Genomic DNA, 21,032 nt, shown 5'->3' with positions numbered 1-21,032 from the left:
GCCTCAGCGCCGGATCCGGCGGACGAGCGCCGCCACGCCGCCCCCACGGGCCGACCGGGCACCGTCGGCGGGTCGCCCGCCGTCCGGGCTCGCGGGCCGCGCGTCGGTGTCCCCGCCGGGCACGGCGTGGACGGGGCGCTCGCCCGCCGCGGGGACCAGGACGCCGTCGCGCACGAGCTCGGTGACGAGGTCGGCCGTCGCGACGCCGGTCAGCCGGGCGACGGGGACGCCGCGCTCGGTGATGACGACCTCCTCGCCCTCCCTGGCCCGCTCGATCCATGACTTGAGCTCGGCGCGCAGGGCGCTGACGGGGACCTCCATGCCCCGACGGTACCGGCCCGGGGCGCCGCTGTGCAGGGTGAAGATCGTCCGGTTCGCCCGGCAGGCCAGGATCGCCCGCTCAGAGCTCGGGGAGGGCGTCGCGCGCCTGCTCCGGCGACGCCCCGGCCGCCTCGAGGAGGTCCACGATCGGCGACCGCACGAGCATGACGAGCGACTGCACCTGCCAGTCGCCGTCGCCGAGAGCGTGCGGGTCCGCACCGTGCGCGACCTCGAGGAGGACCTCGCGCGCCACCGCCGGGTCACGCCCGGCGCCGACCGCCTCCGCGAGCACGTGCACGCCCGCGCCGAACCGCGCGACGAGGTCCGCGACGCCGTCGAGCTCCCGCTCGTCCGGGCCGCTCGCGACCGGCATCGCGCGCCGCGCGAGCACGCGCACGCTGCGCATCGCGCGGTCCACGAGCACCGCCTGCCGTTCGAGCCCGCCGAGCTCGTCCCGGTGCCGCAGCCCCGCCGCGCTCACGCGCGCGAGCTCGCGCGCCGACGACGCCGCCGCCTGCCACTCCTCGAGCGCCCCCTCGGAGGCGCGGCCCTTGACGAGCGCCGCCTCGAGGTCGGCGCGCTCGCGTGCGCGCAGCCCCCGCGCGAGGACGTCGAGCACCGCGGCGAGCTCCGTCGTCGCCTCCGCGCCCAGCAGCCGGGGCCGACGCCGCGGGTCGCCCGGCGTGAGCGCGGCGACCGCGAGCGCGACGGCACCGCCCACGAGCGCGTCCGTCCACCGACCCAGAGGTCCGCCCGCCTGCGCCGCCGGGAGACCCACGATCACGATCGCCTGGACGCCGGCCTGCGTCGTGAGCATCGCGCCGCGGTCGATGAAGCGGGCCGCGAGCGCGGAGACGGCGAGCACGACGGCGACCTGCCACCACCCCGACCCGATCGCGTGGACCACGAGGTCGCCGAGCCCGACGCCGATCGCGACCCCGACCGCGAGCTCGAGCACGCGCCGGAGCTGGCGGTCCTGGCTGAAGCCCAGACAGATCCACGCGGAGACCGGCGCGAAGAACGGCGCCGTGTGGCCCAGCCCGTACCGGGCGATGCCGAACGCGAGACCCGCCGCGGCCGAGGCCTGGAGGATGGGCCACAGCGCGACTCTGACGCGCGACGCGCCCTGCCGGATCCGCGCCCGCAGGAGGAGCCGGCGCCACGCGGTCCGGGCGACGTCGACCGCGCCGGGACCGGGGTCCTCGCGGGACGCCGGCCTGCGGCTCACAGCATGCTCGTGGGCGCGCCCTCGCCGCGAGGCGTGATCCCGCGACCGACGGGGCCGCGCGGGGCGGGGCGGTCGACGGAGACGCCCTCGCCCGGCACCACGACCTCCTGCGCCGCGGAGATCGCCCCGCCGTCGCAGTCGACGAGGAGCTCAGCGTCCTCGGGGACGCTGCGCTTGAGGACCGCGAGCGCGATCGGTCCGAGCTCGTGGTGGCGCGCGACCGACGTCACGGCACCGACGGCGCGTCCGTCGAGCGTGACCTCGGCACCCGGCCCGGGCAGCAGGTGGCCGGAGCCGTCGAGGTGCAGCATGACGACCCGGCGCGGAGGGCGACCGAGGTTGTGCACGCGCGCGATGGTCTCCTGGCCCCGGTAGCAGCCCTTGTGGAGGTGGACGGAGGTGCGCAGCCAGTCGGTCTCGTGGGGGATGGACCGGTGGTCGATCTCGGTCGCGAGCCGCGGCCGCCACGCCTCGACGCGCGCCGCCTCGCTCGCCCACGTGCCGACGAGCCGCCACCCGGCCGCCTCGCGCGCCGCGACGGCGTCGGACAGCTCGGCCCGCGGCACCAGCACGAGCCGCCAGGGCCGCTCCGTGCCGGGATGCTCGGCCTCGGGCGGCCCGTAGCGCGTGCCGCCGCCCGTGACGCGCGGCCACGGGTCGCGCCACGTGACCGGCTCGCCCTCGGCGCCCTCGGCGTCGACGGGCTCGCCGAGCGCCGCCCAGTCGTCGGTCGCGTCGGCGATCTCCACACGGAGCATGAACTTCATGCGGTCCAGCCACGCGGCGAGGTCGGCTGCGTGCGAGCGCTCGGTGACGAGCCACGTCGTCTCCCCGTCGTCCACGACGGAGGCCGCGTGCTCGACGTGCCCCTGCGGGGAGAGGACGAGCAGCTCCGTGGACGTGCGCGGGGCCAGGTTCGTCAGGTCCTGCGACGTGATGGAGTGCAGCCAGCTCAGCCGGTCCGGGCCCGTGACCGTGACGACGCCCAGGTGCGACTGGTCGACGACGGCGCCGCCCGTGCGCAGGGCGCGCTGCTCCCCCGTCGGGTCGCCGTAGTGCCAGGCGACGCCCTCGTCGGGGCCGGTCGCGGGCACCGCGCCGTGGCGCGACAGGAGCGGGCTGGTGTAGCCGGTGGTCACGGGTGGTCCTCCTTCGTCGGCGCGTCCGGGCCTGCTGGCGTGCTCCTGGCGAGGGGCGCCGGTCAGGCCGACGGGCGCCGGGTGAGCTTCGCGGACGCGTACGACTGCAACGGCTCACCGAAGGCCGCCAATTCCCAGACCCACAGGAGCTGGCCCTCGACGAACCCGTACAGCCGCTTCGAGGCGGTGACCTCCGACGCGGTGGACGTGCGCGCGATGAGGTCGCTCGCCAGGTCCACCCGGCCGTTGCCGACCGCGCCGAGGTACACGGACACGCGGCCCGCGGGGTCGGCGATCAGCACCTCGAGCGGGTGGCGGTCGTCCTCGAGACCGTCGGGTCGGTCCGTCGAGACGCGCCAGTAGCCCGTCTCGGTGGACCACACGGGAGCGTCCGCCGCCGCGGCGTCCAGGGTCGCGCCGTCACGCTCGGGCCAGGCACCCTCGTCCGGGACGGTCTCGGGGACCTCGGCCTCGAGGACGCGCAGCGTCGACTCGTAGCGCAGGTACGGGCCGCCGTCGTGGTCGAACACGACGTCGTGGACGAACGGCGTCTCCTCGATGCCCGGGTACTTGACGACCCCCTCGCCGCGCCAGCTCCCGACGAGCCAGGCGAGCGGGTAGACCTCGGGCGCGAGGCCCTCGGGGAACTCGAACGGCATCAGCGACCACCTCTCGGAGTCGGGCCGGGCGACGGGCACGCGCGGGGCACGGTCCCGCGCGGCAGCGTCAGCGCTGGCCCTTGTAGAGCTTGTAGACGACGTATCCCGCGAACCACGTGATGGTGACCGTCGCCGCGAGGAGCAGGCCGAGGAAGATCAGCTCGAGAGTGTGCGGACTCATGCGCCCGATCCTACCGGCCGGGCGGCCGCGCCACGTCGCGGCCCGGGAGCGGCTTCCGGCGGAGGGATACGCTCGGCCGCGTGACCGACACCGCGCCGCTCGCCGCGGCCCCCCGTCCGCGCTCGCTCGTCGTCAAGGCCACGTCGGGGCTCGACCGCCCCGAGGCCGCGAACCAGGCGTTCACCGTCGCCGCCGCGGCCGTGGCCGCGGGCGTCGAGGTGAGCGTGTGGCTCACCGGGGAGGCCGCGTGGTTCGGGCTCCCGGGTCGTGCCGCCGAGCTCGAGCTCGAGCACGCGGCCCCGCTGCCCGACCTGCTCGACGCCGTGCTCGCCGCCGGCACCCTCACCGTCTGCACGCAGTGCGCCGCACGTCGCGGCATCACGGCCGACGACGTGCTGCCCGGCGTGCGCATCGCCGGTGCCGCGGTGTTCGTCGAGGAGGCGCTGCGCGAGGGCGCGCAGGCCCTCGTCTACTGACCCGGGCACCCGTCCGCCCACGTCCAGGGGGCGTCAGCGCGCGGGCGCGACCCGACGCAGCAGCAGGTACAGCTCGCAGCCCAGGCACAGGCCGAACGCGGCGTTGAGGACGGCGGCCACCAGCGCGAGCGCCGCCGCGGCGGGCACGGCCCCCTCGACGCCCAGCAGCCCCAGCACGACCCCCGCGCCGGTGATGACGAGGCCGACCGCCTGCGCGAACCGCGGCGGCCGGGGGTCCTCGCGCTCCGCCGTCGGGCCGATGCGCGGGAGGATCAGCATGCGGTAGACCCAGGCCTGCCACGTGCCCTGCGCGCCCCGGACCGCACCGAGCAGGAAGCTCGCCGCGACGACGGCGAGCAGCGCGAGCGCCGCGGGCGACGTCCAGAGCAAGATGACGACCGCGAGCAGGACCGCCGTGATCCCGGCGCCCGCACGCGGGCCGCGCGGGTCGATGCCGGCGGGCGCCGCCGGGGGTTCGGTGGCGGTGTCCCCACGGCCGGCCTGGTCGCTCATGCGGTCTCCCTCGGGTTCTGGCCGTCGGGGACGGCGCGGTCAGGCGTCGCGCTCGCTCGCGGGGACGGAGCCCGGGTCCGCGACGGCCAGCGCCGCGAGCGCCTGGGCTCGGTTCATGCCCCCGCTCGCGCGGGCGACCTCCCGGCCCTCCGCGTCGAGCACGAGGACGGTCGGCGTGCGCAGTATGCCGAATGCTCGCACCAGGTCGAGGTGGTCGTCGACGTCCATCTCACGATGCGTCACGTCGTCGTGCGTCGCGCTCACCTCGCCGAGGACGCGTGCGGTCGCCCGGCACGGCGCGCACAGCTCCGCGGAGAACTGCACGAACGTCCTCCGGGCACCGAGCGCGACGCCGTGGGCGGGCCAGTCGAAGAGCGCCCCGTCCTGGTCCGCCGAGGCTCGGGACGACGTCGTGCGCGCCGTCCGCACGACCCCCTGACGCCGCTGCCACCACATGCCGAGCGCGAGCGTCGCGAGCAGGGTGACCCCGAGGAGGACGACGGGCAGCGCGGAGGGCGTCATCCCACGATCACCCGCCCGACGACGAAGATCAGCGTCCCGCCCACGGCGACCGGGAGCGCCGTCGCGGAGAACGCGCCGAGGCGGCCCCGCAGCTCCGGGAGCTGGTCGAACAGCGCATGGAGCGACGCGACGAGCAGACCCGCGACGACGCCGGACCAGACGCCGCTCAGCAGGTCGAGGTCGGGCATCACGTACCCGACGGCGCCGCCCGCGGCGACCGCGAGACCGAGCGTGAGCGCCGCGTTGGTCCACCCGCCGAGCGGCAGCGCGGAGACCGCCGAGGCCACGGCCAGCGCCACCGCGCACGTCACGACGAGGGACTCGCCCGCGTCGGTGCGGCCCGTCGCGATCCAGCCCGCGCACGACGTCGCGACGACGATCCCGCTCACCGTCCCGATGAGCGACTCGACCAGGCGCGGCCGCCCGTCGCGCCGCAGGAGCTCGGCCACGAAGGCGAGCACGACGGCGAGGGCGAGCACGACGGGCAGGTGGCGCAGCGCGGGCTCGCCGTGCGTCGCGGCCGTGGCGCCGACGGCACCGAGCCCGGCGAGGGCGATGACGACGCGCGTCCCGCCGTGGACGGGGATGTCGAGCAGGCGCGGCCACCCGATCGCGACGATCAGCGCCAGGGCCCCCGACGCCGCGGCGAGCGGGAGCGGACCGAAGAACGCGGCGACGGCGATGCCTGCGGCGAGGCAGGCCGTGACGACGGCCCGGGTCGAGAGGTCCACGCGGTCAGCGCCCCGTTCGGGGGTCGCGGGAGGTGGTCGGGTCGTGCAGCACGCCTCAGAGTGTCGCAGAGTCTCCCGCCGGACCGCCTACCGGCCCCGGCGCGCGCGCCCGTGAGACGTTCGCCGTCTCCGCGCCCGGCACGCGATACGGTAACCATCCACGGACCGAGAACGTGGCCGATGACGTGGCGAGCCCGGCAGAGGTACGTCCCGGCCCGGTCGCCACGCGTCGACGCCCGGGGGCGCCGCCCGCGCCCCGCGACCCGGAAGGAGGTGTCGGATGGCAGACCTGCTCATCCTCACCCCCGCGACAGGCGGTTCCGTCGAGGTGCTGCCCGCGCTCGGCCTGCTCTCGCACCGCATCCGGGTCCTGCCCATGGAGCCGTCGGCGCTCGTGGACGCACCGGACTCCGACGTCGTGCTGCTCGACGCGCGGCGCGACCTCGTCGCGGCCCGCACCACGTGCCGCCTCCTGCACGCGACCGGCCTGACCGTCCCGCTCGTGCTCGTCCTCACCGAGGGCGGCCTGACCGTCGTCACCGCCGAGTGGGGCGCGGACGACCTCCTCCTCGAGGGGGCGGGCCCAGCGGAGGTCGAGGCGCGGCTGCGCCTCGTCATCGAGCGGTCCGCGCGCGGGCCCGCCGAGGACGGGCCGCAGGAGATCGCGGCCGGCGAGCTCGCGATCGACGCGAGCGGCTACACGGCCCGGCTGCGCGGCCGCCCCATCGACCTCACGTACAAGGAGTTCGAGCTCCTCAAGTACCTCGTGCAGCACCCGGGCCGCGTCTTCACGCGCGCCCAGCTCCTCCAGGAGGTCTGGGGCTACGACTACTACGGCGGCACGCGCACGGTCGACGTCCACGTCCGGCGCCTGCGCGCCAAGCTCGGCCCCGAGCACGAGCAGCTCATCGGGACCGTGCGCAACGTCGGGTACCGGTTCGACCCGCCGAAGGACCGCCGCCCGGCCGAGGGCGCCGGCGAGGCCGGGGCAGACTCCGCCGGCTCGTCGGCCGACAGCGGACCCGGGACCCCGGTAGGTTCGTCCGGGTGACGCCCGACCCCTCCGACTTCACGTCCGCCCTGCCCGACGGCCCGTGGCGACATGAGTTCGTCCCGGCCAACGGCGCGCGGTTCCACGTCGCGCTCGCGGGTCCCGAGGACCGCGGCGTGCGCGACCCGGGACCGCCCCTCGTGGTCCTGCTGCACTCCTTCCCGCAGTTCTGGTGGGCCTGGCGCCACCAGATCGAGCCGCTCGCGGCCGCGGGCTACCGCGTCGCCGCGATGGACATCCGCGGGGTCGGCGCCTCCGACAAGCCGCCGATCGGCTACGACGCCCCGACCCGCACGCGCGACATCGCGGGGGTCGTGCGCTCCCTCGGGTCCGGGCGCGCCGTCGTCGTGGGGCACGGCACGGGCGGCAGCCTCGCCTGGGCGATGGCTGCGCTCCAGCCCGCCGTCACGGCCGGCGTCGCCGCCTTCTCCGCCCCGCACCCCGCACGGATGCACACCTCCGCGCGTCGTCTGCTCACGCCCGCCGCGCTGCGGCAGCTCGCGTTCTACCAGGTGCCCACCCTGCCGGAGCGGGCGCTCGTCCGCGGCGACCTCGTGGCCGAGGTGCTCGCGGCCGGTGCGGCGACGCCCTTCGCACCCGACGTCGTCGAGACCTACCGCACCGTCATGCGCATCCCCTTCGCGGCGCACACCGCGATGGAGTCCCTGCGCTGGGCCGTGCGGTCGACGCCCCGCCCCGACGGCCGTCGCTTCCTCGCCGCGCTCCGCCGGCCGGTCGAGGTCCCCGCGCTCCAGGTCCACGCCGAGAAGGACGGGCTCGTGCGTCGCGACCTCGCCGACGCCGACGGTGCCGCGCTGGCCCGCGACTTCCGCTTCGAGGTCGTGGACGACGCCGGCCACTTCCTCCCCGAGGAGGCGCCCGACGCCGTGACGGACCTGCTGCTGGACTGGCTCCCGACGACAGCGCGGGCCGAGCGCGAGCGCTGACCCTCAGCCCGTCTTGACGAGCTTCGCCGCCTTGACCGGGTCGACCTCGCCGACGCCGAACGACGGGCACCACCGGGCGATCGTGCACGCGCCGCACGCGGGCTTCCGCGCGAAGCACACCCGGCGGCCGTGGAAGATCAGCCGGTGCGAGAGCATCGTCCACTCGGACTTCTCGACGAGCCCGCCGACCACCTGCTCGACCTTGACCGGGTCCTCCTCGGTGGTCCACGCCAGGCGGCGCACGAGGCGGCCGAAGTGGGTGTCCACGGTGAGCCCCGGCACGCCGAACGCGTTCCCGAGCACGACGTTCGCCGTCTTGCGGCCGACACCGGGCAGGGTCACGAGATCTTCCAGTCGCGCGGGCACCTCGCCGTCGAACCGCTCCACGAGGGCCTGGCCGATGCCGATGACGGACTGCGCCTTCGCCCGGAAGAAGCCGGTGGGACGCAGCAGGTCCTCGAGCTCCTCCCGGTCGGCACCCGCGTAGGCCGCGGCGTCCGGGTAGCGCGCGAACAGCGCGGGGGTCGTGAGGTTCACGCGCTTGTCCGTCGTCTGCGCGGACAGGACCGTCGCGATCAGCAGCTCGAGCGGCGTCGTGAAGTCCAGCTCGCAGTGGGCGTCCGGATAGGTGACGGCGAGCTCGCGGTTGGTGCGGCGCGCGCGCCGGACCAGGGCGAGGTGCGACTCGGGCTTCGGCGCCCCCGCGCGGGCCTGCTCCGTGGTGGTCACGGACCCACCGTAGCCGCCGCCCCCGACACCCGAGTTGCAGCGGTAGGGCAGACTTGTCCTGGAACATTTCCGAGGACGAGACGATAGGACACCCCGCGTGGACGACGACGTTGTGCTCTCCGCCCCCCTGTTCGCGACGATGGACGCGGACGAGACGCGCACCCTCTTCGAGTCGATGCAGCAGATCGAGCTCTCGCGCGGAGACGTGCTGTTCCGCGAGGGCGAGCCGGGCGACCGCCTCTACGTGATCGCGAGCGGCAAGATCAAGCTGGGGCGCCGCTCCAACGACGGCCGCGAGAACCTCCTGTCGATCCTCGGCCCCGGCGAGATGTTCGGCGAGCTCTCCCTCTTCGACCCGGGCCCCCGCACCGCGACCGCGAGCTCCGTCGCCGACTCCGTGATCTACGAGCTCGGCCACGACCAGCTCGTCGAGTGGATCGAGAAGCACCCGAGCGTCGCGAAGCACCTGCTCAACGCCCTCGCGCGGCGCCTGCGCCGCACCAACGAGACGCTGGCCGACCTCGTCTTCTCGGACGTCCCCGGCCGCGTCGCCAAGGCGCTGCTGGACCTCTCGACCCGCTTCGGCGAGGAGACGGACGAGGGCACCCGCGTCGCGCACGACCTCACGCAGGAGGAGCTCGCGCAGCTCGTTGGCGCGTCGCGCGAGACCGTGAACAAGGCGCTCGCCGACTTCGCGACGCGCGGCTGGGTCCGCCGCGAGGGCCGGGCCGTCGTCCTGCTCGACATGGACCGCCTGGAGCGCCGCGCGCGCTGACCGACCGTCACCGACGAGAACGGGGTCGGCGACCCGGTCCACGAGGACCTGGCCGCCGACCCCGTTCTCGTGCTGGAGAGGTGCTACTCCGCGAGCTCGACGACGATCTCGACCTCGACCGGGGCGTCGAGCGGCAGGACCGCGACGCCGACGGCGCTGCGAGCGTGGACGCCCGCCTCGCCGAAGACCTCCCCGAGGAGGTTGCTCGCGCCGTTGACCACGGCGGGCTGGCCCGTGAACGACGGGTCGCTCGCGACGAACCCGACGACCTTCACGACGCGCGCGACCTGGTCGAGGTTCCCGACGACGTCGTGCACGGCCGCGAGCGCGTTCAGCGCGCACTGCCGGGCCAGCGCCGCGGCGTCCGCGGGAGCGACGAGGCCCTCGCCGTCACCCACCTTGCCCGTCGCGGGTAGCGCGCCGTCCACGAACGGGAGCTGACCCGACGTGTAGACGTACCGGCCCGAGCGCACCGCGGGGACGTAGGCGGCGACGGGCGCCGCCACCGGCGGGAGGGCGAGGCCGAGCTCCGTCAGGCGCGCGGCGATCGTCCCGGTGGGGAACCCCGCCACTACTTCTCCCCGGTCGGGCGCTTGAGGTAGGCGACGAGGCCGTTGCCGTCGGGGCCGGTGACGACCTGGACGAGCTCCCAGCCGTCGGAGCCCCACTGGTCGAGGACGGCCTTGGTGTTGTGGATGATGAGGGGGATGGTCGCGTACTCCCACGTGGTTGCCATGGGGCGAGCGTAGTCGGCCGCCGCGGGCGCCACCCGCGAGCACCGCCGCGGGATGCTTACACAACCCGCACACCCACGAGCCCCGGGATCCCGGGGCCCTCCCAGGGTCGCTCCCGTAGGGTTGTCACCATGGCTTCCCCTGTGCGTCCTCGCGGCCGGCAGATCAACGCGTACCAGCTCGTCGCTCTCTTCCTGGCGTTCGTGCTGGTCTCCGGTGTGGGCGGCGTGCTCGCCGCCGGGCTGCTCGTCCCGCTCGCCGCCGGTGCGAACACGGCGACCGACACCGCGGTCGAGGTCTTCGACGAGCTGCCGGCGGACCTCGAGCCCGGCCCGCTGTCCGAGCAGTCGCGCATCTACGCGAACGACGGCACCACGCGCCTCGCGACGTTCTACACCGAGAACCGCATCGTGGTCCCGCTGGACCAGGTCTCGGACGCGATGAAGAACGCGGTCATCGCGATCGAGGACAAGCGCTTCTGGGACCACGGCGGTGTCGACGTCGAGGGACTCCCCCGCGCGGTCGTGAACAACATCACGGGCGGCGACACCCAGGGTGCCTCGACGCTCACGCAGCAGTACGTGAAGAACGTGCTCATCGAGCAGGCGGTCCGCGAGGACGACACCATGGCCCTCTACGAGGCCAACGAGAAGTCGCTCGGGCGCAAGGCGCGCGAGGCCAAGCTGGCCATCGCGCTCGAGAAGAAGATGACCAAGGAGGAGATCCTCCAGGGCTACCTCAACATCGCGCAGTTCGGCCGCTCGGTCTACGGCGTGGAGACGGCGGCGCGGCACTACTTCAACAAGAGCGCGATCGACCTGAACTTCGTCGAGGCCGCGACGATCGCGGGGATCACGAAGGCCCCGTCCACGTACGACCCGACGACGCAGCCGGAGAACGCCCAGAAGCGGCGCGACATCGTGCTCAACCAGATGTACCAGCAGGGGTACATCACGCGGGAGGAGTACGACTCGGGCCGCGCCCAGCCGATCGCCGACACCCTGGCCATCCAGCCGCTCGAGGCCGGCTGCCAGGCCGCGCAGGACGGCGCCGCGTTCTTCTGCGACTACGTCACGAAGATCATCATGTCCGACCCGGTCTTCGGCGAGACCAAGGAGGAGCGCCAGACGCGGCTCTACCGGGGTGGGCTCGACATCTACACGACGCTCGACCCCGCGATGCAGAAGGCCGCGCAGCAGCACGCGGCGGCGGCCGTGCCGGCGGACGACCCGAGCAAGATCGAGGACGCGATCGTCACCGTCGAGCCGGGGACCGGCAAGATCCTCGCCATGGCACAGAACCGCGCGTTCGACAACACCCAGGACCCGGCACCGAACACGACCGCGGTGAACTACAGCGTCGACCAGGCTCACGGATCGTCGAACGGGTTCTCCCCCGGCTCGACGTGGAAGCCGTTCGTGCTCGCCGAGTGGCTCAACCAGGGGCACTCGCTCTACGAGACGGTGAGCGCCAACAAGCGCACGTGGACCATCAACCGCGACTTCCACGCGAGCTGCAAGCGGCTCGGCACCGACAAGTGGACGCCGGCCAACTCCGACGGCCCGGGCAGCGGTTCCATGTCGGTCCTCAAGGCGACGTACAACTCGGTCAACACCGCGTACACGACGATGGCGAGCCAGCTCGACCTGTGCGGCATCGCGAACACCGCCAAGGCCGCCGGCTTCCAGCCGTCGATGCTCAAGGACGAAGGGGTCGTGGACGTGCAGGCGTCGATGATCCTGGGCACGCAGAACTCGTCCCCGCTCCAGATGGCCGCGGCGTACGCGACGTTCGCGAGCGGCGGCACCTACTGCTCGCCCGTCGCGATCACCAAGGTCCTCGACTCCGACGGCAAGGAGCTGCCCGTGCCGTCCGCGAACTGCCAGCCCAACGCCATCGACCCGGCGATCGCGAACACGGTCACGTACGCGCTGCAGCAGGTCCTCACGCAAGGCTCGGGGCGGGGCAACCAGCTCGCTGACGGGCGTCCCGCCGCCGGCAAGACCGGTACGGCGAACAACAACACGCACACGTGGTTCATCGGGTACACGCCGCAGGTCGTCACCGCGGTGTGGATCGGCAACGCCGAGAGCGACATCCCGATGAACATGCTCGACACGGGCCGATGGTTCACGATCAACGGCAAGTCACGGTCCTTCTGGTACGGCTCGAGCCTGGCCGCCCCGACCTGGCGCGACTACATGAACCAGATCCTCGCCGGCAAGCCCGCACCCGGCTTCGCCGACCCGGACTGGAAGCGCGTGAACGCCCCAGCCCCGCCGCCCACGGCGCCCTCCAACCCGGACGATGGCGACGGTGACCAGGGCGGTGGCGACCAGGGCGGTGGCGGTGACCAGGGCGGCGGTGACGAGCCCGACGCCGAGGCCGGTGGAGGGCGTGGCGACCGCGGTGACCGCGGGAACGGGGCCGGCCGCGACGACGTCGACCTCGGCGAGTGGTTCGACAACCTCGACGGCGGGGGGAACGGCTGAGCGCCGTCGGCCGGCGCCGGGCCCTGCGCGGGCTCGGCGCGCTCGCCGCTGTCGGTGCGGCGGGCGTCGCGTACGCGCACGTCGAGACCAAGCTCTTCACGCTCCGCCGCGTGACCGTGCCCGTGCTGCCCGCCGGCACGCCCGACCTGCGCGTGCTCCACGTCTCGGACCTCCACCTGGTCCCCAGCCAGCGCCGCAAGATCGAGTGGGTGCGCTCGCTCGCCGAGCTCGAGCCGGACCTCGTCGTGGACACGGGCGACAACCTCGCGCACGTCGACTCCCTCGACCCGCTGCTGCACGCGCTCGAGCCGCTCCTGTCCACCCCCGGCGCCTTCGTCATGGGGTCGAACGACTACTACGCACCCGTCCCCAAGAACCCCGCACGGTACCTCCTGCCGGACGCGCGCGTTCCGTTCGCCCGCGAGGCCCGGCTGCTCCCTGCCGGCGAGCTGGCGGCGGCGATGCGTGACGCAGGGTGGGTCGACCTCACGAACCGTCGCGACGTCCTCGACGTCGGCGGGGTCCGCCTCGACCTCGTCGGCGTGGACGACCCCCACCTCGACCGGGACGTCTTTCCTGCTCCCGCCGCGCCGGACGCGCCCCGCGCCGGCTCCGAGACGCCGTCGAGCGACGGCCCGGTGCTCCGCGTCGGGGTCACGCACGCGCCGTACCGGCGCGTCCTGGACGCCATGCACGACGACGCCGCGGACCTGGTCCTCGCCGGCCACACCCACGGCGGGCAGCTCTGCGTGCCGGGGTTCGGGGCGCTCGTGACGAACTGCGACATCGACCGCAAGCGGGCCAAGGGACTGCACGGCTGGCCCGGCGCTCGGCCCGACGCCCCCGGTGGCGAGGACTCGACGTGGCTGCACGTCTCCGCCGGGGCGGGGACCTCGCCGTACGCGCAGGTGCGGTTCGCGTGCCGCCCCGAGGCGACGCTGCTCACCCTCGCGGCACGCTGATCGGGCCGCACATCCTGTCCCCGCGGGCGCGCGCAGCGGGTGTCGCGGGGGTCACGGGGATCGAGTTTCGTGGCACGGCACTTCGTCGGCTATTCTGGGCAGGCTTCCCGCGCGGAAGACGAGGCCTCCTCGTCGACCATCGCGCGGACGAGCAACCGGGGTGTGGCGCAGCTTGGTAGCGCGCTTCGTTCGGGACGAAGAGGTCGCAGGTTCAAATCCTGTCACCCCGACCAGGCGGAAGGCCCGGAATCGCAACGATTCCGGGCCTTCGTCATGTCAGGCGGCGGGTGCTGGCAGGCCCGCAGGCTAGGCCGCCGTCCCCGAGTCGTCGCACGGCGGGTCGATCTCCACCCCCGCCGCCGCCGACTCCCCCACCAGGAGGACGAGGCTGCGCTCCATCGCCGTCGGGCGCAGCTTGCCGACCTGGTGCCCGTGCGGGTGGTCGAAGAACGCGAGCAGGCACAGCAGGAGCGTGACGACGAGTGCGACGCTGCCCATGAGCAGGCCCTGCGTCGCGGCACGCTCCGCGGAGTCCGCGAAGAACAGCAGGAAGACGAAGACAGTCCCGGAGACGACGAAGAGCACCAGCCACAACGGCAGGGGGATCAGGCCTTCCGCACCGTGCACGCGGGACTGGCGTGCGTCCTCGCGCGCCGCGGTCTGGTCCATCCACCGGTCGTAGGCGGACTGCTGGGTGTCCGACGCGGGGACGACGTCGCGGACGGTCCGGTAGAGGGCGACCCCCCACGGGTTCACCGCCTCGCCGAGCTCGCCGTCCGCCATCTGCTCCCACTCATCCGCGACGACGTACCGGGCGTAGCAGACGAGCTCGCCGGAGAGCCGCGCCGCGTCGTCGGGGGCGAAGAACTGCGCGGTCTCGAGCTGCTGCACGACGATCCGTGCCTCCGACTCGGCGCCGCTCCGCGCCTCGTCGTACGACTCGAACGCGAGGAACACGATGAAGCCCAGGAGCACCGAGAAGCCGGTGGCGACCACGCCGAAGACCCCGGACGCCCGGTCGCCGTCGCTGAACCGGCTCCCGGCGGGTGCGCGCCGCCGGACGAGCAGCATCGCCCCGACGGCCACCGCGACGACGGCGACGGTCACGATCGCGCCGACGACGATGCTCACGGCACCTCCTCCGCGCGGGAACCGCCGCACGGTGCACGGCGGGTGCTGTCCTGGCCAGCCTGCCCGGGGGCACCGCGCGGGGTCGTCACGCGAAACGCATGAACGCCGGGGCAGCGTGGCGTCGCGACCTGGCGTCCGCCGCGCCCAGGGGCCTCCCGGCACCTGCCCCGCACCTCGCACGGCGCACGAGATCGCGCGAGACTGAGGCAGTCCGCCCGAGTCCCGGGCCCCCGAGTCACCGCGGAGGTCGCCATGAGCGCTGGTCGTCACGTCGTCGTCGGAGGAGGGCTCGCCGCGGCGAAGGCGGTCGAGACGCTGCGCGACGAGGGCTACGACGGCGGGCTGACCGTCGTCGCGCGCGAGCCGCACCGACCGTACGAGCGGCCGCCGCTCTCCAAGGACTACCTGCGCGGCGAGGCCGAGCGCGAGTCGGTGTTCCCCCTCTCCGCGGACTGGTACGCCGAGCACGACGTCGAGCTCCTCACCGGGACCGAGGCGACCGCCGTCGACCTCGCGGGGCGGAGCGTGTCCCTCGCCGACGGCCGGAACCTGCCGTACGAGAAGCTGCTGCTCGCGACCGGCTCGGACCCGCGCCGGATCCAGATGCCCGGCCTCGACCTGGACGGGGTCCACGAGCTGCGCACGCTCGACGACAGCGACGCGCTCGCCGCCGCGCTGCGTGCTGCCCACGACGGCGGCGCAGGCCGGCTCGCGATCGTCGGTGACGGCTGGATCGGGCTCGAGGTCGCGGCCTCCGCCCGCTCGCTGGGGCTCGACGTCACGGTGATCGGGCTCGGCACCCACCCCCTCGAGCGCGTCCTGGGACCGGAGATGGGCGAGCTGTACGGGCAGGTCCACACCGACCACGGCGTCCACCTCCACCGCCGCGCCCAGGTCACGGGCATCTCGGGCCAGGGCGGCCGGGCGACCGGCGTCGACATCGCCGACGGGACGCACGTCGCCGCCGACCTGGTGCTCGTCGCCGTGGGCGCGGTCCCGAACGTCGCGCTCGCCCGGGACGCGGGCCTCGCGCTCGACTCCGCGACGGGCGGCGTCGTCGCCTCCACGACGCTCCAGACCACCGAGCCCGACGTCTTCGTCGCCGGCGACATCGCGAGCGTGCCGACCGCGCGCTACGGGCGGTCGGTGCGCGTCGAGCACTGGGCGACCGCGCTCAACCAGGGCCCGCACGCCGCGCGCGCGATGCTCGGCGCGACGGACCCCTACCCCGAGCTGCCCTACTTCTTCTCCGACCAGTACGACGTCGGCATGGAGTACCTCGGCTTCGTCGCCGGGCCCGACGCCTACGACGAGGTCGTGGTCTCCGGCTCCGTCCCCGACCGCGAGCTCGTCGCGTTCTGGGTCAAGGACGGCCGCGTCGAGGCGGGCATGGCCGTCAACGTCTGGGACCGCATGGAGGACGTCAAGGCCCTCATCCACCGCGACGCCGTCGACCGCTCCGAGCTGGAGTCGTTCGTCGGCTGAACGAGAGGCCCATCTGACCCCCCGAGGTAGAGCCGTGGTCTGCCGAGGTAGAGCCGTGGTCGGCCGAGGTAGAGCCGTGGTCGGCCGAGGTAGAGCCGTGGTCATGCCCGACAGCGACGGGTCGGCCGCCCCAGCCGGATCTCCCGTCGCGACCCGCCGACCCGCGCCCTCACCGCACGGCGGGAACCGACCGGCACCGCGGGCAGCCGCCCGGGTGAGCGACGACCACGGCGAGACGACGCCGGGCGACCACCCGACGCAACCACACGCCGTCGCGCACAAGAACCACGGCTCTACCTCGGCCGACCAGGGCTCTACCTCGCGCGACCACGGCTCTACCTCGGCAGACCAGGGCTCTACCTCGCGCGGCCAGGGTTCTGCCCCGGTGTCAGGGGAGGTCGCGCTGGGGCGGGCCGACGTACTCGCTGAGCGGGCGGATGAGGGCGTTGGCGGCGCGCTGCTCCATGACGTGCGCGGTCCAGCCCACCACGCGCGAGGCGACGAACAGCGGGGTGAAGATCTGCGTGTCGAAGCCCATGAGGTGGTACGCGGGGCCCGCCGGGTAGTCGAGGTTGGGGAGGATGTTCTTGCGCTCGGTCATCGCGGCCTCGAGCGCGACGTAGAGGTCGAGGAGGTCCTGGCGGCCGTAGTGCGCGACGAGGTCGTCGAGCGTCGCGCGCATGGTCGGCACGCGCGAGTCGCCGTGCTTGTAGACGCGGTGCCCGAAGCCCATGATCTTGCGCTTGTGCGCGAGCGCGTCGTCGAGCCAGGCCTCGGCCCGGTCAGCGGTCCCGATCTCGGCGAACGTCGCCATGACGGCCTCGTTCGCGCCGCCGTGGAGCGGGCCCTTGAGCGCGCCGACGGCGCCGGTCACGGCGGAGTGCAGGTCCGACAGCGTCGACGTGATGACGCGCGCGGTGAAGGTCGAGGCGTTGAAGGAGTGCTCGGCGTACAGCACCATCGAGACCTCGAACGCGCGCACGACCGCGGGCTCGGGGACCTCGCCGAACGTCATCCACAGGAAGTTCTCGGCGTACGTGAGGTCGTCGCGCGGCTCGACGATCTGCTGGCCCCGACGACGGCGCTGGTCGAGCGCGACGGCGGCGGGCAGCACGGCCCACAGGCGGACGGCCTTGGCCTGCTCGGCCTCGGGCGACGAGTCCTCGGCGTCCGGGTCGTGCGCGCCGAGCTGGGAGATCGCGGTGCGGACGACGTCCATGGGGTGGCACGTCGTCGGCAGCTCGAGGATCGCGTTGCGCACGTTGCCGGGCAGGGCGCGGTGCGCGCGCTCGACGGCGGTCTGCTCGGCGAGCTGCTCGGGCGTCGGGAGCTCGCCGTGCCACAGGAGGTGGGCGACCTCCTCGAAGCTGCGGCGCGCGGCGAGGTCCTGCACCGGGTAGCCGCGGTACAGGAGCGAGTTCGTCTCGGGGTTGACCTTCGAGATCGCGGTGACATCGACGACGACGCCTGCGAGGCCCTTGCGGATCTCGGGCGCGTCGGTGGTCGGTGCGGTGGTGGTCATGCGGTCACTCCTTCGTGCAGCACGGGTCGCGGGGAGATGCCGGTGCCGCGGCCGACGGGCGCGCGGCACCGGCCGGTCGTCAGGGCCGGTAGGTGAAGATGCCCTCGTCGAAGGTGTTGTAGGCGGCGTAGTCGAGCAGCTCGTAGAGCCGTGCGCGGGTCTGCATGCCCTCGACCTGCCCCGCCTGGGTGCCGGCCTCGGCGATCTCGTCGAGCGCGCGCTCGGCGGCGCCCATCGCGACCCGCAGGAGCGTGACGGGGTAGATGATCAGCCGGACGCCGGCGTCGCCGAGCTGGCGGCGCGTGAAGAGCTCGGACTTGCCGAACTCGGTCATGTTGGCGAGCACGGGCACGTCCACGGCGGACGCCACGGCCTCGAACTCCGACAGGTCCTTCATGGCCTCGGGGAAGATCGCGTCGGCGCCCGCGTCGACGAGCGCCCTCGCACGGTCGATCGCGGCGCGCAGCCCGGCGTCGCCGGGGATCGTGCCACGGACGTCGGTGCGCGCCATGACCAGGAAGCCCGGGTCGCGGCGCGCGTCGGCGGCCGCGCGGACGCGCTTGGCCGCCTCCTCGAGCCCGACGACCTCCTTGCCGTCGAGGTGGCCGCACCGCTTGGGGTTGACCTGGTCCTCGACGTGCGCGCCCGCGACGCCCGCGTCCTCGAGCGCCTGGACGGTGCGCGCGACGTTCATCGGCTCGCCGAAGCCGGTGTCGGCGTCGACGAGCGCGGGCAGGTCCGTGACGCGCGCGATCTGCTGCGAGCGCCCCGCGACCTCGGTGAGCGTCGTGAGGCCGATGTCGGGCAGGCCGAGGTCCGCCGACAGCACGGCCCCGGACACGTACACGCCCTCGAAGCCCTTGTCCTGGATCAGGCGCGCGGACAGCGGGTTGAACGCGCCGGGGAGCCGCAGCGGATCTCCCGTGGTCGCCGCGGCGTCGAGCGCCGCGCGGAACGCGCGCCGCTTGTCCGACGCCGTCACCTGGCTGTACAGCATCAGCGCGCCTCTCCCTCGGTCGTCTCGTCGGCCTCGTGCATGGTGAACCCCTCGCCCTCGACCTCAGGGTGCGCGGGGGTGCCGTCGCGCCCGAGCTCGAACAGGCCGGTCGGGGTCGGGACGGAGTCGAGGAGCCCGGGCCGCCCGACGATCGTCAGCTCGCGGACCTCGGCCGGCGTGAGCGACGGGAGCCGCTGCGCGAGGTCGAGGAAGCGCTCGATCTCGGCGTCCTCGAGGACCCCCGCCGCGAGCGTGCGGAACTTCTTCACGTACTGATCGCGGCCGAACGGCCGCGCGCCGAGCGGGTGCGCGTCGGCGACAGCGATCTCGCGGACGAGCCGGCCGCCGTCGGCGAGCTCGATCTCGACGCGCCCGCCGAACGCCTTCTCGGCCGGGTCCGTCGAGTGGTAGCGGCGCGTCCACTCCGGGTCCTCGGCCGTCGTGACCTTGGTCCACAGCGCGACCGTGTCGGGTCGGCTCGCGCGCTCGGGCGTGTACGAGTCGACGTGGTGCCAGCCGCCGTCCTGGAGCGCGACCGCGAAGATGTACGGGATCGAGTGGTCGAGCGTCTCGCGCGACGCCGTCGGGTCGTACTTCTGCGGGTCGTTCGCGCCCGAGCCGATGACGTAGTGGGTGTGGTGGCTCGTGTGGATGACGACGCTCGTCACGTTGTCCGGGTCGGCGAGCCACGGGTGCTCGTCGTGCAGCGCCCGGGCGAGGTCGATGAGCGCCTGCGACTGGTACTCCGCGGAGTGCTCCTTGGTGTACGTGTCGAGGATCGCCGTCTTCGGCTCGCCGGGGGCCGGGAGCACGACGTCGTACGCCGCGTCCGGGCCGTCGAGCAGCCAGGCGACGACGCCGTCCTCGCCCTCGTAGATCGGCTCGGGCGACGTCTGGCCGCGCATCGCCCGGTCGACGGCCTCGACCGCGACCTTGCCCGCGAACGCGGGGGCGTGCGCCTTCCACGTGGAGATCTGGCCCTTGCGGGACTGGCGCGTGGCCGTCGTCGTGTGCAGGGCCTGGCCGATCGCCTGGAACACCGTCTCGGTGTCGAGGCCGAGCAGCGTCCCGATGCCCGCGGCGGCCGACGGCCCGAGGTGCGCGACGTGGTCGATCTTGTGCTTGTGGAGGCTGATCGCGCGGACGAGGTCGACCTGGATCTCGTAGCCGGTCGCGATCGCCCGCACGACCGCGGCGCCGTCGGACCCGGCGTGCTGCGCGACGGCGAGGATCGGCGGGATGTTGTCGCCCGGGTGGGAGTACTCGGCGGCGAGGAACGTGTCGTGGAAGTCGAGCTCGCGCACCGCGACGCCGTTCGCCCACGCCGCCCACTCGGGGCTCGTACGGGTGTCGAGGCCGCAGCCGAACACCGTCGACCCCGGGGTGTACGGGTGCGCGAGCGCCTGACCGCGCGCCGCGACCGCGGGGCCGCGCGTGAGGCTGGCCGCGGCGACGGCCGCGTTGTCGATGACCCGGTTGATCACCATGTCGACGACCTCGGGCGTGACCTCGACGGGGTCGGTCGCGAGCTCGGCGAGCTTCCACGCGAGCTGGTCGGTGCGGTCGAGCGGCTCCGCGCTGGGGTAGACGCGCAGGTGGTGGGTGTACGGCATCGGTGTCTCCGTCGTGCGGTGGGCGGTGGTCAGGGGAGGTCGTCGGTCGCCGACCCGGCGCCGCGCAGCGACTGCTCGGCGAGGGCGGCGCTGCGCTCGATGTGGGCGCGCATCGCCGCCTCGGCGGCGGCGGCGTCGCGGCTCGCGATGGCGTCGGCGACGGCGCGGTGCTCGTCGACGTGGTCGGTGGTACCGACGCGGCGACGCGCGGCGAGCGCGCGGTACCGGTCGACGTGGCCGCGGATCTGGCGCAGGAGCGCCGACCCCCAGCGGTTGTCGGCGAGGGTCTCGATCTCGCCGTGGAACTGCGCGCCGACGCGCAGCACCTCGTCCTCGTGGTCGCGCACGGCGTCCATGAGCGTCACGAGCCGGACGAGGCGGGCGACGTCGTCGGGCGTGGCGCGCTCGCACGCGTCCCGGGCGAGCAGGCCCTCGAGGCGGGCGCGCACGTCGTAGACGCGACGTGCGTCCGCGACGTCGAGCGGCGCGACGCGCACTCCCCCGGTAGGCAGCTCGACGACGAGCGCCTCCGCCTGGAGCAGGCGCAGCGCCTCGCGCACCGGGGTCCGGGAGACGCCGAGCTCGGCGGACAGCACGGGCTCGGTGAGGCGTGCGTCGGGTGCGAGCGAACCGTCGATGATGCGGTCGCGGAGGAGGTCGTAGACCGCGCGGGCGCCGGACTGTCGGCGCGCGAGGCCCGCGTCGCCGGGCGCCGTCGTGGCCTGCCCGACGGCGGCGCGCAGGTCGGGCGTCGTCGTCACCCGGCCATCGTGCCACACGCCCTGCGCACTTGTATACAAGTGCCTCCGCGAGCGGCGATGTCA

Annotated in this window: 22 protein-coding genes and 1 tRNA gene; 8 read left to right on the top strand and 15 right to left on the bottom strand. The window is 74.2% G+C overall.

Annotation, left to right across the window (positions count from 1 at the left end; genetic code table 11):
* Positions 1–3: 3 nt before the first annotated feature.
* The 4 genes from AC6CH9_RS12325 to AC6CH9_RS12310 form a co-directional block, all read right to left on the bottom strand.
* A complete protein-coding gene (locus AC6CH9_RS12325; RefSeq protein WP_498155134.1) occupies positions 4–321 on the bottom strand; it encodes a type II toxin-antitoxin system Phd/YefM family antitoxin in 318 nt (105 codons plus the stop codon).
* A 79-nt stretch (positions 322–400) separates the two neighbouring features.
* Positions 401–1,549, bottom strand: a complete 1,149-nt coding sequence (locus AC6CH9_RS12320) for an FUSC family protein (RefSeq protein WP_498155133.1) — start codon at positions 1,547–1,549, stop codon at positions 401–403.
* Positions 1,546–2,688: a CAF17-like 4Fe-4S cluster assembly/insertion protein YgfZ gene (ygfZ, locus tag AC6CH9_RS12315; RefSeq protein WP_498155132.1), complete on the bottom strand. Its 1,143-nt coding sequence runs from the start codon at positions 2,686–2,688 to the stop codon at positions 1,546–1,548. The genes AC6CH9_RS12320 and ygfZ overlap by 4 nt, the downstream gene beginning before the upstream one ends.
* 62 nt (positions 2,689–2,750) lie before the next feature.
* The gene (locus AC6CH9_RS12310) at positions 2,751–3,347 is read right to left on the bottom strand and encodes a heme-binding beta-barrel domain-containing protein (RefSeq protein WP_047232347.1); all 597 of its coding nucleotides are present in this window, start codon (positions 3,345–3,347) and stop codon (positions 2,751–2,753) included.
* A 261-nt stretch (positions 3,348–3,608) separates the two neighbouring features.
* On the opposite strand from AC6CH9_RS12310, the gene AC6CH9_RS12305 reads away from it, so the two are divergent.
* Positions 3,609–4,004 (top strand): DsrE family protein, encoded by a 396-nt coding sequence (locus tag AC6CH9_RS12305; RefSeq protein WP_498155131.1) that lies wholly within the window; start codon positions 3,609–3,611, stop codon positions 4,002–4,004.
* 33 nt (positions 4,005–4,037) lie between these two features.
* Here the strand turns inward: AC6CH9_RS12305 and AC6CH9_RS12300 are convergent, their stop codons facing one another.
* Genes AC6CH9_RS12300 through AC6CH9_RS12290 form a run of 3 tightly spaced genes read right to left on the bottom strand, consistent with a single transcriptional unit; the run spans position 4,038 to position 5,770 of the window.
* Positions 4,038–4,517 carry a DUF4395 domain-containing protein gene (locus AC6CH9_RS12300; RefSeq protein ID WP_498155130.1) on the bottom strand — a complete coding sequence of 160 codons (480 nt, stop codon included), beginning with the start codon at positions 4,515–4,517 and terminating at the stop codon, positions 4,038–4,040.
* 39 nt (positions 4,518–4,556) lie between these two features.
* Positions 4,557–5,039 carry a thioredoxin family protein gene (locus tag AC6CH9_RS12295; RefSeq protein ID WP_498155129.1) on the bottom strand — a complete coding sequence of 161 codons (483 nt, stop codon included), beginning with the start codon at positions 5,037–5,039 and terminating at the stop codon, positions 4,557–4,559.
* Positions 5,036–5,770 carry a hypothetical protein gene (locus tag AC6CH9_RS12290; RefSeq protein ID WP_378219024.1) on the bottom strand — a complete coding sequence of 245 codons (735 nt, stop codon included), beginning with the start codon at positions 5,768–5,770 and terminating at the stop codon, positions 5,036–5,038. Before AC6CH9_RS12290 ends, AC6CH9_RS12295 begins: the two co-directional genes overlap by 4 nt.
* Before the next feature lie 280 nt (positions 5,771–6,050).
* On the opposite strand from AC6CH9_RS12290, the gene AC6CH9_RS12285 reads away from it, so the two are divergent.
* Positions 6,051–6,821, top strand: coding sequence for a winged helix-turn-helix transcriptional regulator (locus tag AC6CH9_RS12285; protein WP_498155128.1), 771 nt, complete (start codon positions 6,051–6,053; stop codon positions 6,819–6,821).
* Positions 6,818–7,768, top strand: coding sequence for an alpha/beta fold hydrolase (locus AC6CH9_RS12280; RefSeq protein WP_498155127.1), 951 nt, complete (start codon positions 6,818–6,820; stop codon positions 7,766–7,768). The genes AC6CH9_RS12285 and AC6CH9_RS12280 overlap by 4 nt, the downstream gene beginning before the upstream one ends.
* Before the next feature lie 3 nt (positions 7,769–7,771).
* Here the strand turns inward: AC6CH9_RS12280 and nth are convergent, their stop codons facing one another.
* Entirely contained in the window at positions 7,772–8,497 is a 726-nt protein-coding gene (nth, locus tag AC6CH9_RS12275; RefSeq protein WP_498155126.1) for an endonuclease III, read from the bottom strand.
* A 97-nt stretch (positions 8,498–8,594) separates the two neighbouring features.
* Here nth and AC6CH9_RS12270 point away from each other — a divergent pair, with 97 nt between their 5' ends.
* Positions 8,595–9,272: a Crp/Fnr family transcriptional regulator gene (locus AC6CH9_RS12270; RefSeq protein ID WP_426309629.1), complete on the top strand. Its 678-nt coding sequence runs from the start codon at positions 8,595–8,597 to the stop codon at positions 9,270–9,272.
* Positions 9,273–9,355: 83 nt separating this feature from the next.
* Here AC6CH9_RS12270 and AC6CH9_RS12265 read toward each other — a convergent pair whose 3' ends face one another.
* Both AC6CH9_RS12265 and sp36 read right to left on the bottom strand, forming a co-directional pair.
* The gene (locus AC6CH9_RS12265) at positions 9,356–9,844 is read right to left on the bottom strand and encodes a RidA family protein (RefSeq protein ID WP_498155125.1); all 489 of its coding nucleotides are present in this window, start codon (positions 9,842–9,844) and stop codon (positions 9,356–9,358) included.
* Positions 9,844–10,008 carry a Sp36 family protein gene (sp36, locus tag AC6CH9_RS12260; protein ID WP_021481786.1) on the bottom strand — a complete coding sequence of 55 codons (165 nt, stop codon included), beginning with the start codon at positions 10,006–10,008 and terminating at the stop codon, positions 9,844–9,846. The genes AC6CH9_RS12265 and sp36 overlap by 1 nt, the downstream gene beginning before the upstream one ends.
* A gap of 129 nt (positions 10,009–10,137) precedes the next feature.
* Here sp36 and AC6CH9_RS12255 point away from each other — a divergent pair, with 129 nt between their 5' ends.
* The 3 genes from AC6CH9_RS12255 (at position 10,138) to AC6CH9_RS12245 (ending at position 13,693) form a co-directional block, all read left to right on the top strand.
* Positions 10,138–12,498, top strand: coding sequence for a transglycosylase domain-containing protein (locus AC6CH9_RS12255; RefSeq protein WP_498155124.1), 2,361 nt, complete (start codon positions 10,138–10,140; stop codon positions 12,496–12,498).
* A complete protein-coding gene (locus AC6CH9_RS12250; protein ID WP_498155123.1) occupies positions 12,462–13,460 on the top strand; it encodes a metallophosphoesterase in 999 nt (332 codons plus the stop codon). The genes AC6CH9_RS12255 and AC6CH9_RS12250 overlap by 37 nt, the downstream gene beginning before the upstream one ends.
* Positions 13,461–13,616: 156 nt before the next feature.
* Positions 13,617–13,693: transfer RNA gene (locus AC6CH9_RS12245), tRNA-Pro, on the top strand.
* A gap of 73 nt (positions 13,694–13,766) precedes the next feature.
* Here AC6CH9_RS12245 and AC6CH9_RS12240 read toward each other — a convergent pair.
* Positions 13,767–14,591, bottom strand: a complete 825-nt coding sequence (locus tag AC6CH9_RS12240) for a bestrophin-like domain (protein WP_498155122.1) — start codon at positions 14,589–14,591, stop codon at positions 13,767–13,769.
* Positions 14,592–14,843: 252 nt separating this feature from the next.
* Here AC6CH9_RS12240 and AC6CH9_RS12235 point away from each other — a divergent pair, with 252 nt between their 5' ends.
* Entirely contained in the window at positions 14,844–16,076 is a 1,233-nt protein-coding gene (locus AC6CH9_RS12235) for an NAD(P)/FAD-dependent oxidoreductase (RefSeq protein ID WP_498155121.1), read from the top strand.
* 388 nt (positions 16,077–16,464) lie between these two features.
* Here AC6CH9_RS12235 and AC6CH9_RS12230 read toward each other — a convergent pair whose 3' ends face one another.
* The 4 genes from AC6CH9_RS12230 to AC6CH9_RS12215 form a co-directional block, all read right to left on the bottom strand.
* On the bottom strand, positions 16,465–17,598 hold the full coding sequence (locus AC6CH9_RS12230) for a bifunctional 2-methylcitrate synthase/citrate synthase (RefSeq protein ID WP_498155120.1): 1,134 nt from the start codon (positions 17,596–17,598) through the stop codon (positions 16,465–16,467).
* 79 nt (positions 17,599–17,677) lie between these two features.
* Complete coding sequence (prpB, locus tag AC6CH9_RS12225) at positions 17,678–18,595, bottom strand: methylisocitrate lyase (RefSeq protein ID WP_498155119.1); 918 nt, start codon at positions 18,593–18,595, stop codon at positions 17,678–17,680.
* Entirely contained in the window at positions 18,595–20,208 is a 1,614-nt protein-coding gene (locus AC6CH9_RS12220) for an MmgE/PrpD family protein (RefSeq protein ID WP_498155118.1), read from the bottom strand. Before AC6CH9_RS12220 ends, prpB begins: the two co-directional genes overlap by 1 nt.
* 29 nt (positions 20,209–20,237) lie before the next feature.
* On the bottom strand, positions 20,238–20,969 hold the full coding sequence (locus AC6CH9_RS12215; protein ID WP_498155117.1) for a GntR family transcriptional regulator: 732 nt from the start codon (positions 20,967–20,969) through the stop codon (positions 20,238–20,240).
* Positions 20,970–21,032 lie beyond the last annotated feature (63 nt).

It is taken from the genome of Cellulosimicrobium sp. GQ32, from assembly GCF_059758455.1.
The sequence above is the reverse complement of the archived record's forward strand: the minus strand, read 5'-3'. Positions and strand labels throughout refer to the sequence as shown.